This window comes from Novosphingobium kalidii, assembly GCF_040534015.1.
In the GTDB taxonomy this organism is placed as follows: Bacteria; Pseudomonadota; Alphaproteobacteria; order Sphingomonadales; family Sphingomonadaceae; genus Novosphingobium; species Novosphingobium kalidii.
In genome coordinates, this window is the sequence record NZ_JBEWLY010000022.1 from 1 (window position 1) to 13,758 (window position 13,758).

The window sequence follows — 13,758 nt, forward strand, 5'->3', positions numbered from 1 at the left end:
AAAACACCTGATTGCCGCGCGTCACCCTCCGCTTCGTGGCCCTAGCGACCTCCGCTGACGTCGAGGATCGAGCCCGTCACATAGGATGCCGCGTCGCTCAACAGCCAAACGATGGCTTCGGCAACCTCTTCGGGAAGGCCGGGGCGTCCCATCGGAGTGCCGGAGCCCAGGCGCTCGGCCCGGTCCGGCTGTCCGCCGCTCGCGTGAATATTCGTTGTGATAATGCCAGGGCGAACCGAGTTGACCCGAACGCCGTCTTCCGCAAGCTCCTTGGCCAGCCCGACTGCCAGAGTATCGAGCGCGGCCTTTGAACCGGCATAATCGACATACTCAAAGGGCGAGCCGAGACGCGCCGCCGCCGAGGAAACGAGAACGATCGAGCCGCCTGCGCCCCCCGCGCCGCGCAAGAGTACTCGCGCCGCCTCGCGAGCGGTAAGGTAGGCACCGAGCACGTTCACCTCGAACATGCGCCGTAGCCGGTCCACGTCCATATCCACGAGGCGCAGCGAAGGCGCGACGATCCCCGCGTTTATGACCACACCCGTCAGCACACCCAAGGCCGATTCGGCTTCCCGAAACATCCGAGCGACGTCGGTTTCAGAGGTGACGTCGCCTGGAACAAGGACAGCTTGCGCGCCCACGTCTCGTATGGCGGCCAGAGTGGCATCGCCTGCTATGCGATCGGTTCGGTAGTTCACCGCCACCGACCAACCCTCCCGAGCGGCGCGGATTGCTGTAGCCCGTCCAATCCCTCGACTGGCACCAGTGATAAGAACCGATTTCATATGTTGCCCATAGTACCGCCTGCGGCCGCGTCAAAATTCAGCGTAACGCCGGGAATTACCCGTTTTTCGATCAAGCAGCTTGAGCAGGGTTGTGAAAGAACGGTCGTGAAGATAGGCCGCGCCCAGATTCAAGGAGGGTGCATTGAAGGTTCGTCAGGCCAGTTTCGTAGATTTGTCACAGCTTACTGGACTGTTTGATGCCTATCGCCAATTCTACGGTCAGAAATCTGACGTTGATGCGGCTCGACGCTTCCTTTCTGATCGCTTCGAGCATCAACAATCCGTTATCTTTATCGCAGATGATGAGGAGGCGGGCTTAGGCTTCACGCAACTCTACCCCTCTTTCTCTTCGACGCGCATGATGCGGACTTTAATCCTGAATGATCTTTTTGTGATCCCGGAAGCGCGCAAGCGGGGCGTCGCTAAGGCGTTGCTGTCGGCAGCAACAGATTATGCCCGTCAGATTGGCGCGCTGCGGTTATCTTTGTCCACGGCGAACGACAACCTAAGTGCACAGGCTCTTTACGACGCAGATGGCTGGGTCAGAGAAGCGCTTTTTGTTAGTTATAATAAAAACCTCTGATGGCTGTCCCCTTTTGGATTCTGCCCCTGACGGAAATCACATGATTTCCGATGGCACCGCCGAGAAGCCACGGACGCGGCCATTAATCGAGGTTCAGCATGTCCGACAAACCCTGTCGCTTTGCGCGAGTGGCGGAAACCCGATTTTCGAGGTTTTCCGTCACTGCCGATCGTTAGCGTATATCTGGGTCCGTTCTATGTACTGACCCCCTAGTTGCCGTTGCGATAGAGCGTCACGTCGGCGGACGGCGCTCCGCCGCACTGGCTGCACCGGAGACGGTCGATCAACTTGTATATGTGTATCTCGAAGCGGATGCCGCGCGAGCGCGCGAAGTCCCCTAGGGGTTCGACAACCGAGCGGCCGCACGCGCAGCGGATGCGAATATAGCAGCCCTGCCGATACCAAATCGGATCGATCGGCTTCGGGCGATGGTAGTTGGCGGCCATCGCGCCTTTATGCGCCAAACGGAACAACCAGGGAACAGCGTCGGCGTGTGTCGATCAGACGAGCGCGGAGGGCCTATGCGTTCTGCGCTCCATGAACAATGTCGATGATGTAGACGTAGTGACCGTCGACCAGATAGCGGATGAGATAGGGTCGAATAAGCGACCACTGCCGGAAGCCATGGCCGATGCTCCGGCCTTTAGCGGGAAATTCGGCGAGGCTATCACCCGCCTCGATCAGCCGTTCGGCGAAGCGAGCCGCGGCCTCTGGATTGAATTGTCCGATGTAAGAGCGAATGGCGGCAACGTCCGACAGCGCCTCGCGCGTCCAGACTACTTGAGCCATTCAGCCGGCATGGGCTTTTCGTCGGCGGTGCCCCAGGTCTTAAGCCAGTCCCTCACCGCCTCGTGCGGCACCACCCGTCCTGCCTTGATGTCGGCAAGGGCACGCTTGCGCGACAAGTCGAGCGCATCGGGGTCTTCGTAGAGGGCGCGTTCAGCGTTCATGCCGCCAATATAGCGCATTCTCGCTAGGAATCCATCGTTGACCGCGCCGCGCCCTGGAACAGCGCCGGCTCGCGCGCGTGGTCGGCGAACAGGCGCGAGCCTCGTCGGGCCCCGATGGTGTCGAATGGTCCGACGTCCAAGACGGGGTCCTGACCGTCGCCCTGCAAACTTTCCACCTGCCGGAGACGTTCGTTGAAACCGGGGGCGGCAGGTGGCAGTAAGGCACAGCACTTCGCGCCGTGGAGGCCCAGACATGTAGGAGAATTCAATGCGAACTATCGCCATCGCCTTGACATTACTTGCCACCACTAGCCCTGTAGCCGCGCAGGATTACTTAGGCACGCATCTCGACTCAGTTCGGGACGAAACGCTGCGTCGTCACCAACAGGACATGGTCACGGACAGGCCGGGTGAGAGACAAACCAAGGCGCCCAGGCACACCACGTCATCACGGCAGGTTTCACAGACCGAGCGGCAAGCCGCGTTCTCTCGCAACAAGGCCGAGTATCGTCGCAGGATGCTGCAGGACGGCCCCGCCGCAGCAAACCGGTGGCTGGACGAGCAGGCCCTAGCAACGCGCCGGTGACGCCGGCCGCCGCCTGCATAATCGCATTTGCGGCCGATACCGTCGCAACGCTCAACAGCGCCCTCGATCTCGCGGCAACCAGCAACCTCGATGGCGTCGGCCGCGCGGGCGAGATTGGCAATCTCGCCCGCTTCCTCGGTCCAATGATGGGTCATCGGTCCCCCCTAGTATTCGCTGGCGAGAAGGATGGTCAGCACGCGCTTGGTAACTTGGGGGTTCCAAGGTTCCTCGCTGCCAAACTCAAGCGCGCGGTCGTAATAGTCGATCTTCCACATGACCGAGAGCGCCGGCTTCTCGACCTCGCTCGTCCAGCGGGTGCGCCACTGGCCGCTCGCGTCTTGGTAAAGGAAACCGGCGTCGCGCTCCCCGTGAGGGTCGTTATCGGGCGTGAAGTCGTTGAACGTCTCGACCAGCTCGAAAACTCGGGAACGCGTTGCGTCGTCGAGGGCCGCAATTCCCTGCGTCATGACAACCTTGCTCGTCACGCCCATGGCGGCGCGCGCAAGGTCATTGAGCGCCGCGATCTCTGCGATCTGCACTTCGGTATAAGCCATTTGTCCTCACTCCTGTTCGGCGAAGCCGCTGCCTGCGGGCTGCGGCTCTGCCGGTCCGGCGAGGACCGGGTTGGGGAGGGGAAGCGGATTCGACGGGGTTGGTGCGGGCGCAGCGAAGCGAGCCACGGCCCTGTTCTAATCCGCTTCGGGAACGAAAGGGCGGCGCCCTGGTGTTCCCCTTGCCGGCACAGGCCACGGCAAGGGACGCTGCGGCCGCAAGGCCGCTCAATCTGAGGTGGCAGGTGCCGGAGATTGGTGCGCGGCCCAGGGGCCGCTCCTTATCACCGGGGCAAACTAACGCTCGCGGCCTTTGGGCTTGTCGTTGATCTTCTCGGGGGTCTTGCCGTGCGCCAGGTCTTCGGCGACCGAGCGTTTGGCGCTGTCGGCGACCTTCACGAGCTGCGCCTTTGTCGCGCCCTCCGCGCGAGCATCGGCGATCTGCCGTTCAACGGCGAGCTGGAAAGGCGCGAGGCGAGGATCGGCCCGGTTCTCGTCCGCCGTGTTCTTCATGAATTGATCGGCAAGGCGCCGCTCCACTTGGCCAACGCCGCGCGGCATCGGCGAAAGGTGAAGCGCGCGATCGGCGGCTTTCACGTCGCGTTCCGCCATCTTGGAAAGGAACGCGGCGCTGCCGGCACTGATCGAACGAACACGCTGCAGCGGGTCCATCCCTTCGGACCAGTTGACCTCGAACTTGTCGTAGCGGCGCTGCTCGATCAGTTGCAGATGGTGGAACGGCCCCTTGGGATCGCGAAGAAAGGCGACCTCCTGGGCGGCGCGCTCGGCGAGCTGGCGCATGTCGTTCGATGTTTGGCCGAGACGGCTAAGCTGCTCATGCTGCCGCGCGGACATTACCTGTGCGGTCGGTAGATAGCGTTCGATCTGCTGCTTGGCCTGGTCGACCGAGATTGTCTGTTTGGTGCCGGGCGGCAAGAGCAAGTCCATCGCCGGCGGCATGGCAATGCCGGCAGCGCCGCGGATCGGCTCGACCTTCTGCCGCTCGCCTTCCATGGCGTCGCGAATGATCTTCGCCAGCGAGGCGTGGTTGGCCGTGAGAAAGCTGGTTCGGCTCGCCTCGAGCCATTCTGTGCGGTCGATAGCCTGAACGGAGACGGTCTTTTCGGCCGCCATGGCGTGAAGCTGCAAATGCAGCCTCATCGTCCGCCCGTTCCCTTCGCGGAACGGGTGGACGGCATTCAGCTCGGAGAGGTGACGCGCCATGGTATCCGCAAAACGGTCGGCGTCCATCTTGCGCAGCGTGTCGTGGTTGGGAAGCTGCTTGAACTCGCGGTCTAAACTGGCTTCTATCAGATGCGCGCGGGCAAAGGTGCTGCCGGGCTTGCTTATATCGACGATGCGCAATCGACCGGCCCAGCGATAAACGTCTTGGAAGAGCTGGCGGTGGAGATCCTGATAGGCGCGGGTGTTCGTCGCGGGCGGAGTGCGCGCGGCTAAGACTTCGCCGTAGCGTCTGGCGGTGAGAAGGGCTTCGCGTTCATTCAGGGTCCGCTCGTCACGAATGCCGAGCTTGTTCTGCAAAACGCCGCTGTCACGGTAGGTATATGGGTCGTTCATGCGTCATGGCGCGCGTGTGTGTTGGTGGCGAGCATGTCGCGGGTGAACTCAAGCGTGAGCGCGCTGGACAGCTCTTGCGGGACTCGAAATTCGGCGAGCATGTCGAGGAAAGCGGCGTCGAACGCCGTCAACTCGAGCCCTTCAAGGCGGACGCTAGCGACCCCTTCGGCATCGGCGGCGCGGCGCGCGGAGGCCTCGTCATCGGACAGGGGCTCGAACTCCATGGCTTCGATGCGTTCGCGGTAGCGTTTCAGGATGTCTTCCATGGGCTCCGTTCCCCCGATTACTCCTGTGGTTGTAACCGGGATTTGAAGATAAATCACTAGAGACTCGCTTCCTGTCCGCCATGGCGTCAGGCCGCCGCGCTTGCGCGGCGGCCTGACCGGATTTGCCGATGCAGGGCGAGACGTCAGCCGCCCCCCTCCTGCATCATCGCGAGCAGGTAGTCAGCGGCGTTCTGCGCTTCGCGCGCGGCTTCGAAAATCGCGCGTTTATCGTTGCGCAGCGCGGAAAGCCAATGCTCGATATAGGCCGCATGGTCCTCCCGTTCCTCGACCTTGAATCCGATGGTCGCGCCAAGGAATGCTGCGCCCAGCTCGGCAACCAGCTCGTCGCGCGCGTAGTCGGCACGGGACGTTGACGTGAGAGTCTTGCGATTGAGGCGGCGTTCAGCGCCGGCCCAATGCGTCGCCTCATGGGCGAGGGTAGCATAGTAGTCATCGCCGGTGTGGAAAGCTTCGAATGCCGGCATCTGAATGTAGTCGTCGCGGATATGATAGAACGCTGCCGATCCGCCGTGGCGCAAGTCGGCATCGATGCGGCCGAACATCACTTCCAGCTCCTCGTCGCGGGTGTCGGGATTGCTGATGATCGCGGGCGGGGACGGGTACTTTCCATCAACACCTTCGATCTGCTCGGCGTTGAAAACGGTGTAGCGTTTCAGGAACGGAATGCGGCGCTCGTCGTCGGTTTCCTCGTCTTTGATGACCAGCTTGTTGGCATAGACAACAGTGGTTCCCTTGCTGCCCTTCTTGACGTTGCCGCCCAGCTCCAGCGCCTGCTTGAAAGTCAGCCAGTAAGGCGATGCGAAGCCGCGCCGCATGGCGCTCGCCCAAAGGCTGAGAATGTTGATTCCGCGATAGGGAATGCCGTTGTGGCGAAGCGGGATCGTGGCCCCGCCGCTCCACGGCTTCGCCCAAGGCTTGGTGCCTGCCTCCAACATCGAAAGTATGTCGTCGGTGACTGCCTGATAGAGATCGACGCGGTTGGTGTTCTTCGGCATTTTCCTCACTCCTGCTTGTCAAAGCCGCCTGCCTGCTGGCTGCGGCTCTGACCCGCCGGCGAGGCGCGGGGTGGGGAGGGGGAAGCGAAATCGACGGGGTTGGTGCGGGCGCAGCGGAGCGAGCCACGGCCCTGTCTATTTCGCTTCCGGGAACGAGGGGCAGGAGCCCCGGCTGTTCCACTGGCGGCACGTGCCACCACTGATGGCGCGCGGCCGTAGGGCCGCACGATCTAACGTGGCAGGTGTCGGAGATTGGAGCGCGGCCCTGGGCCGCTCATTGTGGGTGATGGTGCGCTGCGGGGAACAATGCCTGGGGGGCAGGAGCTCGCCCGCAGCGCAAAATCGCCGGTAGCGATCTAGGGGGCCGGTGCAACCGGCATTGGCGGCGCTATTCTGGAAGCGGCGTAAAAAGAGGGAGGCCGGAGCCTCCCTCGATGCGTCAATTGATGATCTGGCCTGCCACCGCTGCCGCGGCGATCACCAGCGTCAGCGTGCCCATCAGGAACAGGACCGCATTCAGTCTGGTGTTTGTCGCATCCAGCTTGGCTTCCAGTCCTTTGGTGGCTTCATTGATCTTCACAGCCAAAAACTCCTCAACAGCATCTACAACTTCGGCTGCTGCGTCGTCCGACACATTAACCGATTTCAGGGCTTGATACAATTTAACGTGCATCCGGTTCTCCTTCTGCGTTGTTGGGAGTGACCGGTCGGCATGGGCTCTGGCGGCGGCTATCCAGGACCGCGAAGCGGCCGCGTTAGCGGGCGGTGGGGGAGCCGATTTGCGCAGCAAATTGGGGGAACCGCCGATCCTTGATAGGCGCCGCGCACCCATGCCACACTGGGACGACAACAGAGCGAAACCCATCCCCGGAGCCGACACCCCGCATCTCGGGCGGTGGCACGTGCCACCGCCTGTCCCTGAGAGGCGCGCCCTAGGGCGCACTAGGCCGTAGACTTACAAACCGAACGGCAGAGATTGGTGGAAAGCTGCCCGGCCGCTTTGGAACACCAAGGCGACCTAAGCGGACCTTCGTTCAAACTCAGGTGATCGGCAGGGCGAAGTGCCCGAGGCGGCGGATCGGGCGTCGCCCTCTACTTCATTTTATTCGGAAGCCGGTGTCGGTGAGGTCAATCCGGGCGGGGTCTATCGAGAAGATTATCTCGCCGCCGCGACGGGCGAGGGCCGCATAGCGCGCGCTTGCTGCATCGTCGCCGCTGCGCACGGCGGCTTCGTGGACGCCGGCCAGGATGATGCCCTGAATAACAAGCATCTCGGCGAACTCCTGCCGCAGCGCGTCCGTCTCCAGCTGGCCGGCGATCCCGGCGTAGGCGTTGGCCGCCTGGCGGCGCACGCCCGCTGCCTGACGGCGGGTGACGTCGGCCCGGTGATTGCTGGCTACACCCCACTGAGCCAGCAGGTAGAAGGCGTAGGCATCGATCGCATCGTTCGCGCGAAAGCCGAGCATGGGGGCCACCCGCTCATACTCGGTCACCGCTTGGCCGGACAGCACGAGCTGCCGCATCTCTTCGCCCTTAGCCCGATCATGCTTCGCCGCCGCGTCGCCCATAATGCCGGCGAGCTTCTGCCGGACGGCGGAGTTGGGTGCGTAGTCGGCCATGACCGCCGGGGCCGGCGCGCCGCCGTCCGTGATCTGTTTGGCCAAGCCCTGTGCCAGGGATGCGCGGACAGAACTGGCCGATTCGGCAGCCCTTGGATCACCCGGATAAGGCAGCCCCGCGCGTTTCGCCTCGGAGCGGCCGATCTCGTCCACGGCGCTGTTCATGGCCTCAGTCTGGATGATAGGGCCCCAGTCCATCATCGGGAAATCCTGCGCCTGCGCCGCTGTTGAAAGGCCAAACAGGATTACAATCGCTGCGCGCATCAAATTGCCCATGAATGATCCTCCCTGCCGTTGCGGCATCGGCATATGGGCCTCCCTAACCGGCCTGTTCTGCGATCGTGTGACAACTGCGGATGGTCCGCTTTTGGCGTCCGATCTGCTCGCTGCAAACGACGGAAGATGGGCGCTTCCTGCCCTTCCTTGTCCCAGCAAGGATCGAGAATTGGAAAGCTAGGCGATCTGCGCGCGAACAAACCTTGCCCGTTCCACAACTGACGTGAGCGGGAGCATGAGAAGCTCATAGCCCAAGTTAGAATAGGCATCGACCATGGCATGGAAGGTAGCTTCGGCTTCCGCCAGCGTCTGTCTGCGCTCGGCGTCCTGCTCGAAGATTGCCGGCCAAGGCGGAGCTATGAAAACCTTCCTAGCATAGCGCCGCTGCTCGGCCGCCCGCAGCGCCGGGGCTGGAACAGGCAATCCGCATAGCCGCAAATAGCCGATTACATCGGGGATGCCGCGATCGAAGATAGTCGGGCCGGGAGCATTCACCGCCTCGCGGTAGGACCGCATCTCCCATGCAAGCATCAACGCAGCAAAGGCTTCGCCATCGTCCCACGGCAAAGCGGTGCCGCCAATGTCCACCTGGTCCTGAATAATCGCCCTGCCAGCCTCCGGCATGTGGCGGAGGCCTTCAGCGGCGAGAGCGTCGATCAGGCTCGTTTTGCCAGACCCGGGACCGCCCGTGATGACGTGAAGATGATCGGTCATAGTTTCTTGGCCTAACCCTTCGCTTCCCCTATTATGCCCCAATGACAAACCGGATGCTGATTGTTTCGCAACGCTGGTGGCCCGCGATCTAAGCGCGGCCTGTCATACCCCTTTTGACCCGGCCCGCTGCTTTCGGCGGCCAGGTTTCAGCACTCCCGACGACAGCAGCGGCAACCCCTTGGAGAGTTGTCCGATGCCATCACCTTCCCACCCCATTATCCTCACCGGCGACCGCCCAACCGGCGCACTGCATCTCGGGCACTATGTCGGTTCGCTCCGCAATAGGGTGGAGCTGCAACATACCCATCGGCAATACGTGCTGCTCGCCGACTCTCAGGCTTTGACCGACAATGCCGATGATCCGGGCAAGGTCCGCCGCAACGTGGTTGAGGTCGCGATCGACTATCTCGCAGTCGGGATCGACCCGGCCATTTCCACGATTTGCCTGCAATCCGCGCTGCCGGCGTTGGCCGAGCTGACGCTTCTCTATCTCAATTTCGTGTCGGTAACCCGCCTGGAGCGCAACCCGACCATCAAGGATGAGATACAGGCGCGTGCCTTTGGTCGCGACATTCCCGCTGGCTTCCTCTGCTACCCGGCTGCCCAGGCGGCCGACATAACGGCCTTCAAGGCGACAGTGGTCCCCGTCGGGGAAGATCAGTCACCGATCATCGAGCAGACCAACGAACTGGTCCGCCGTCTCAACCGCCAGATCGGATACACGCTCTTGCCCGAAGCACGGGCGCTGATCCCCGCCACCGGCCGATTGCCCGGCGTGGATGGTAGGGCGAAGATGAGCAAGTCGCAGGGCAACGCGATCCCGCTATCAGCCAGCGATGCCGAGATCGAGGGAGTTGTGCAGCGCATGTATACTGACCCGAACCATCTGCGTGCGTCCGATCCGGGACAGGTGGAAGGCAACGTAGTGTTCACCTACCTCGATGCCTTTGACCCCGACGCGGAAGCGGTCGCCGAGCTGAAAGCGCACTATCGTCGTGGTGGCTTGGGCGATATGGCACTGAAGCGCCGGCTAACCGGCATCCTCCAAGCCATCGTCGCGCCGATCCGCGAGCGCCGGGCTGCGCTGAGCGCCGACCCCGACACCATTATCGACATACTGCGCGCTGGCGCAAAACGGGGCCGTGAAGTCACGGAACGCACTAAGACAGAGGTAATCGACGGCTTGGGCCTTTTCCGCCTTTGATCGTGTCGCCTTTGGGTGGAGCATGTGCGTAGCTCTTCCCGATTGGGAAGGACGATCGAGAAGAGAACAGGTCTCTTAAATCTCGGCTTCCGCGCGCTTCTGAAGCACGCTGATGGCGGCATGAATCGCGGCGTAGGTTCGTTCGCCTGCCGTCTGGGCGACATTGAATCGCAGGAACGAAGCTGCCGACTGCGACACGCTGAACACGTTACCGGGGGCAAGGACGACACCCTCGTCCATACAGTGGCGCGCGACTTCCGCCGAGTCCAGTTCGCCCGGAAGCCGGCACCACAGATAAAAGCCGCCTCTCGGCATGATCCACGGGATGATCCCAAGGTGCGCAAGCTCCTCCGCCGTCCGATCGCGCTCACGAGCGAGGCGGCTGCGAAGCTCCGCCATGTGCTTCCGATAGCTCCCGCCGGCCAGCACGTCGGCGATCAGCGCGGTCGCAAGCGGACTCGGGCCGCCGAAGCTGGTGGCGACCTGAAGGTCCACCAGCCCCTCGATCCAGTCGGCGCGTCCCGCGATGTAGCCGCAGCGCGCCGCAGCGGAGAGGGTCTTCGAGAAGCTCCCGATCCGGATCACGCGATCGAACCCATCAAGGACAGCAAGGCGCGGAGAAGGCGAGGGTTCGAAGTCCGCAAAGATCTCGTCCTCGACGATCGTCAGATCATGCAGCGCCGCGACGCTGAGCAGCCGATGCGCGGTCTGGGGAGATATCGTCGCGCCGGTCGGGTTGTGGAGCGCCGAATTGGTGATGTAAAGGCGTGGTCGATGCGAGGTCAGTGCCGCCTCAAAAGCTGCGATATCGGGCCCGGTCGAGGTGTACGGGACACCGACCAGCTCGACCCGGTGCGCGCGAAGCAGGGCCTGGAAGTTGAAATAGCCGGGATCGTCTACCAGCACCGTGTCGCCGGGATGCAGCAGGTAGCGGCAGACGAGATCAATCGCTTGCGTTCCCGACCCGGTGAGTAGCAGTTGTTCCGGGTCGGCATCGATGCCTTCGTCGGCGAACCAGCCCAGCAGCAGCCGGCGCAATGCCAGCGATCCGCGCGTGCTGCCGTAGTCGGACAGGAGCGAGGTATCGGCGCGCGCAATGGCGCGCAGGCCGCGCCGGAGCGCCGCGCCGGGCATCCAGTCGGCCGGGAGCCACCCGCATCCGGGCTTCTCCATCGTCGCGTCAGCGTCGAGCGACTGACGCGATACCCAGAATGGATCGATGGCGCGTTCGCGGCGTGGCCCCATCTCGCCGACCGAGAGCGGCGGAATGTTGGCGCCCGTGACATAGAAGCCCGAACCGCGCCGCGCGCGGATCACGCCCTCGGCGGCAAGGCGATCATAAGCTTCTACGACGGTGGATGGCGACGCGCTCATCGTCTCGGCGAACGCGCGCACGGACGGTAGTCGATCGCCGGGACCAAGAACGCGGGTGGCTATCCTGTTGCGGATCGCGTCCATCAACTGCTCGGTCAAGGTAGCCGCCCGCTGCCTCATCAATCCTGCTTCATGAAGTGTGCTGTCGATCGTCTCCATACACTTTTCTGCTTTTGTATGGAGCTGTTTCTGTCGCGTCGCCGTTTGCCGCTCTACCCGGATCGCGAAAGCGAGGTTGTATGGGCAAGTTCGGCAGTGGTTGGGTCAATGGGTTGCTAGGCGTCATCATCTTCAGCGGCTCGCTCCCGGCGACACGGCTCGCCGTGGCCGACCTGACGCCGTTGTTCGTTACGGGCGGTCGCGCGGTTATCGCGGCGATGCTCGCGGCCATGTTCCTGGTTGCACTGCGCCAAGCCAAGCCAAGACGGAAGGATATCCTGCCGCTCGCCATCGTCGCGATCGGGGTCGTTATTGGCTTTCCGCTCCTGACCGGGCTGGCGCTACGCCACGTCACCGCCGCGCACTCGGTGGTATTTATCGGCCTTTTGCCGCTCTCCACGGCCGCCTTTGCGGTGCTACGGGGCGGCGAACGGCCACGCCCCGCCTTCTGGGCCTTCTCCGGCTTCGGGGCCGCTACGGTTGCTGGGTTCGCGCTTGGCCAAGGCGGCGGCTCGCTGACGGGCGACCTCCTCATGATTGCTGCGATCCTGCTGTGCGGCCTCGGCTATGCCGAAGGCGCGACGCTGTCGCGCCGGCTTGGTGGCTGGCAGGTCATCAGTTGGGCGCTGCTGCTGGCGCTCCCGATCATGGCCGTGTTCGCCGTCGCCACGATGCCGACAGACGTGATGGCGGTCGGATGGCGCGCGTGGGCGGGCTTCGCCTATGTCTCGATCTTCTCGATGATGCTGGGGTTCGTATTCTGGTATCGCGGCCTCGCGCTGGGCGGGATCGCCGGCGTCGGTCAGCTCCAGCTCCTACAGCCATTCCTCGGGCTGCTATTGGCGGGCCTAGTGCTGGGCGAGCCGGTCGCATGGACCATGATCGCGTCCACCATGGTCGTCATCCTGTGCGTCGTCGGTGCCAAACGCTTCGCATGAACGACTGATTTTGGGCGCTTTTCGCCTTTCGAACTTATGAGTTTACGACCTAATTATGGGTTGATTCTTGAAGCCTCGAAGTTCGCGGCGAAGGTTTTCCAATCGACCTTGGCAACGCAAGTGACGGTGGAGATCTTCCCGGCGGCACGAAAAATCGTGCAATCGCCCGTGGCATTCTTCGCCGCGCGGCTCCTTATCGACAAACGGGCGATCGACATGCCGTTCCCCGTCCACGTCCCTTCATAGCGAAATTCCGAACCTCCGAGCGAGTTCTTGAAATCGATCACGCTATCAGCGCCGTTTTGCTCAATGCGGACCGTTCTGCACACGGCAAAGCCGGTGCCTGGCAAGGCATTCTCCGTCACGTCGGGCCGGTAATCGCAACGCCCCCGCAGCTCGACGGTCGTAGCCGCGCCGGGAGAGGGAGCCGCTGCCGTCGAAGCAACGACAATTCCCAAAAGAGCTAGCAGAGCGGCGCGGGCGTTCACGGTAATGTGATTTCCCTTGTGATGGGGCGCGCGGTTCAATGGCCATGCCCGCTCGATGACGACGCGGGCGAGGACATTGAAGGTCCTCGAACCTAGAAAAATTAGGAGGATGCCATGAAGATGGCGTTAACAGCGTGCCTCGGCGCGGGCCTCATGCTCGCGCTCGCCAGCCCCTCGTTCGCGGCCAGCGTCTCACCAACCAGCTATCCGTTCACTCTCAAGGGAGGCGGCAATCTTACCCAGGGCGGCAATGTCATCTGGCCTTGCGGTTGGACCTTGCAGGCCCAGACCACATCATCGTCCGGTGGGACGATCTCTGGTGGCACTGGGGACACCAACCCCAATTGCAACCAGCTTTCGGTGGGATCGACCACGTGGTCTGTTACCTCCGCCACGGCAGGCGTTTTACACGGCCTGAGCATAAACGGCCCCAACATCTTCTGCTCGACCTCGGCCAATGTGCCGTTCACAATCATGAAAAGCGGCAACCAAGCCACGTCGTTCTTCTTCAATTCGGTGAACTTCGCCGGCAACTGCAACTTCAACGCCAACCTCAACACGGGCGCGGCTCTGACCGTCAACCCCTGACGTGCACTTCGCGCCGGAGGCGGTTTATCCGGACTCCGGCGCGGAATGCGCCTTTGCTGCGGTACGAACACAGTCGCGCGCCC

General features: G+C 62.7%; 17 protein-coding genes. 4 read left to right on the plus strand and 13 right to left on the minus strand.

The features are described 5' to 3' along the window. Positions 1-41: 41 nt before the first annotated feature. The gene (locus ABVV53_RS13560; protein WP_353984192.1) at positions 42-785 is read right to left on the minus strand and encodes an SDR family oxidoreductase; all 744 of its coding nucleotides are present in this window, start codon (positions 783-785) and stop codon (positions 42-44) included. A gap of 142 nt (positions 786-927) precedes the next feature. Here ABVV53_RS13560 and ABVV53_RS13565 point away from each other — a divergent pair, with 142 nt between their 5' ends. Next, positions 928-1,368: a GNAT family N-acetyltransferase gene (locus ABVV53_RS13565; protein ID WP_353984958.1), complete on the plus strand. Its 441-nt coding sequence runs from the start codon at positions 928-930 to the stop codon at positions 1,366-1,368. A gap of 519 nt (positions 1,369-1,887) precedes the next feature. Here ABVV53_RS13565 and ABVV53_RS13570 read toward each other — a convergent pair. The 10 genes from ABVV53_RS13570 to ABVV53_RS13615 form a co-directional block, all read right to left on the minus strand. Next, positions 1,888-2,157 carry a type II toxin-antitoxin system RelE/ParE family toxin gene (locus ABVV53_RS13570; protein ID WP_353984959.1) on the minus strand — a complete coding sequence of 90 codons (270 nt, stop codon included), beginning with the start codon at positions 2,155-2,157 and terminating at the stop codon, positions 1,888-1,890. Next, a complete protein-coding gene (locus ABVV53_RS13575) occupies positions 2,145-2,318 on the minus strand; it encodes an antitoxin (RefSeq protein WP_353984960.1) in 174 nt (57 codons plus the stop codon). Before ABVV53_RS13575 ends, ABVV53_RS13570 begins: the two co-directional genes overlap by 13 nt. 378 nt (positions 2,319-2,696) lie before the next feature. Further along, on the minus strand, positions 2,697-3,059 hold the full coding sequence (locus tag ABVV53_RS13580; protein WP_353984961.1) for a hypothetical protein: 363 nt from the start codon (positions 3,057-3,059) through the stop codon (positions 2,697-2,699). 9 nt (positions 3,060-3,068) lie between these two features. Then, entirely contained in the window at positions 3,069-3,458 is a 390-nt protein-coding gene (locus tag ABVV53_RS13585) for a DUF3768 domain-containing protein (RefSeq protein ID WP_353984962.1), read from the minus strand. Between the two features lie 294 nt (positions 3,459-3,752). Next, a complete protein-coding gene (locus tag ABVV53_RS13590; RefSeq protein ID WP_353984963.1) occupies positions 3,753-5,033 on the minus strand; it encodes a Fic/DOC family protein in 1,281 nt (426 codons plus the stop codon). Then, entirely contained in the window at positions 5,030-5,299 is a 270-nt protein-coding gene (locus tag ABVV53_RS13595; protein ID WP_353984964.1) for a hypothetical protein, read from the minus strand. Before ABVV53_RS13595 ends, ABVV53_RS13590 begins: the two co-directional genes overlap by 4 nt. A gap of 143 nt (positions 5,300-5,442) precedes the next feature. Further along, positions 5,443-6,315 carry an ArdC family protein gene (locus ABVV53_RS13600; RefSeq protein WP_353984965.1) on the minus strand — a complete coding sequence of 291 codons (873 nt, stop codon included), beginning with the start codon at positions 6,313-6,315 and terminating at the stop codon, positions 5,443-5,445. A gap of 439 nt (positions 6,316-6,754) precedes the next feature. Continuing rightward, positions 6,755-6,988 (minus strand): hypothetical protein, encoded by a 234-nt coding sequence (locus ABVV53_RS13605; RefSeq protein ID WP_353984966.1) that lies wholly within the window; start codon positions 6,986-6,988, stop codon positions 6,755-6,757. A gap of 424 nt (positions 6,989-7,412) precedes the next feature. Continuing rightward, the gene (locus ABVV53_RS13610; protein WP_353984967.1) at positions 7,413-8,210 is read right to left on the minus strand and encodes a DUF6683 family protein; all 798 of its coding nucleotides are present in this window, start codon (positions 8,208-8,210) and stop codon (positions 7,413-7,415) included. Between the two features lie 177 nt (positions 8,211-8,387). After that, a complete protein-coding gene (locus ABVV53_RS13615; RefSeq protein WP_353984968.1) occupies positions 8,388-8,924 on the minus strand; it encodes an AAA family ATPase in 537 nt (178 codons plus the stop codon). A 193-nt stretch (positions 8,925-9,117) separates the two neighbouring features. On the opposite strand from ABVV53_RS13615, the gene trpS reads away from it, so the two are divergent. Then, positions 9,118-10,128, plus strand: coding sequence for a tryptophan--tRNA ligase (trpS, locus tag ABVV53_RS13620; RefSeq protein WP_353984969.1), 1,011 nt, complete (start codon positions 9,118-9,120; stop codon positions 10,126-10,128). 75 nt (positions 10,129-10,203) lie between these two features. Here trpS and ABVV53_RS13625 read toward each other — a convergent pair whose 3' ends face one another. Continuing rightward, positions 10,204-11,622: an aminotransferase-like domain-containing protein gene (locus ABVV53_RS13625; RefSeq protein ID WP_353984970.1), complete on the minus strand. Its 1,419-nt coding sequence runs from the start codon at positions 11,620-11,622 to the stop codon at positions 10,204-10,206. A 119-nt stretch (positions 11,623-11,741) separates the two neighbouring features. Between ABVV53_RS13625 and ABVV53_RS13630 the strand changes: the two genes are divergently transcribed. Next, positions 11,742-12,599 carry a DMT family transporter gene (locus tag ABVV53_RS13630; RefSeq protein ID WP_353984971.1) on the plus strand — a complete coding sequence of 286 codons (858 nt, stop codon included), beginning with the start codon at positions 11,742-11,744 and terminating at the stop codon, positions 12,597-12,599. Between the two features lie 53 nt (positions 12,600-12,652). Here ABVV53_RS13630 and ABVV53_RS13635 read toward each other — a convergent pair whose 3' ends face one another. After that, complete coding sequence (locus ABVV53_RS13635; protein WP_353984972.1) at positions 12,653-12,964, minus strand: hypothetical protein; 312 nt, start codon at positions 12,962-12,964, stop codon at positions 12,653-12,655. A 237-nt stretch (positions 12,965-13,201) separates the two neighbouring features. Between ABVV53_RS13635 and ABVV53_RS13640 the strand changes: the two genes are divergently transcribed. Further along, complete coding sequence (locus ABVV53_RS13640; protein ID WP_353984973.1) at positions 13,202-13,675, plus strand: hypothetical protein; 474 nt, start codon at positions 13,202-13,204, stop codon at positions 13,673-13,675. The last annotated feature ends 83 nt before the right edge of the window (positions 13,676-13,758 follow it).

Coding starts and splice junctions, on each gene's coding strand:
- ABVV53_RS13560 (WP_353984192.1), bottom strand. CDS start 785: ATGAAATCGGTTCTTATCACTGGTGCCAGTCGAGGGATTGGACGGGCT.
- ABVV53_RS13570 (WP_353984959.1), bottom strand. CDS start 2,157: ATGGCTCAAGTAGTCTGGACGCGCGAGGCGCTGTCGGACGTTGCCGCC.
- ABVV53_RS13575 (WP_353984960.1), bottom strand. CDS start 2,318: ATGAACGCTGAACGCGCCCTCTACGAAGACCCCGATGCGCTCGACTTG.
- ABVV53_RS13580 (WP_353984961.1), bottom strand. CDS start 3,059: ATGACCCATCATTGGACCGAGGAAGCGGGCGAGATTGCCAATCTCGCC.
- ABVV53_RS13585 (WP_353984962.1), bottom strand. CDS start 3,458: ATGGCTTATACCGAAGTGCAGATCGCAGAGATCGCGGCGCTCAATGAC.
- ABVV53_RS13590 (WP_353984963.1), bottom strand. CDS start 5,033: ATGAACGACCCATATACCTACCGTGACAGCGGCGTTTTGCAGAACAAG.
- ABVV53_RS13595 (WP_353984964.1), bottom strand. CDS start 5,299: ATGGAAGACATCCTGAAACGCTACCGCGAACGCATCGAAGCCATGGAG.
- ABVV53_RS13600 (WP_353984965.1), bottom strand. CDS start 6,315: ATGCCGAAGAACACCAACCGCGTCGATCTCTATCAGGCAGTCACCGAC.
- ABVV53_RS13605 (WP_353984966.1), bottom strand. CDS start 6,988: ATGCACGTTAAATTGTATCAAGCCCTGAAATCGGTTAATGTGTCGGAC.
- ABVV53_RS13610 (WP_353984967.1), bottom strand. CDS start 8,210: ATGGGCAATTTGATGCGCGCAGCGATTGTAATCCTGTTTGGCCTTTCA.
- ABVV53_RS13615 (WP_353984968.1), bottom strand. CDS start 8,924: ATGACCGATCATCTTCACGTCATCACGGGCGGTCCCGGGTCTGGCAAA.
- trpS (WP_353984969.1), top strand. CDS start 9,118: ATGCCATCACCTTCCCACCCCATTATCCTCACCGGCGACCGCCCAACC.
- ABVV53_RS13625 (WP_353984970.1), bottom strand. CDS start 11,622: ATGAGGCAGCGGGCGGCTACCTTGACCGAGCAGTTGATGGACGCGATC.
- ABVV53_RS13630 (WP_353984971.1), top strand. CDS start 11,742: ATGGGCAAGTTCGGCAGTGGTTGGGTCAATGGGTTGCTAGGCGTCATC.
- ABVV53_RS13640 (WP_353984973.1), top strand. CDS start 13,202: ATGAAGATGGCGTTAACAGCGTGCCTCGGCGCGGGCCTCATGCTCGCG.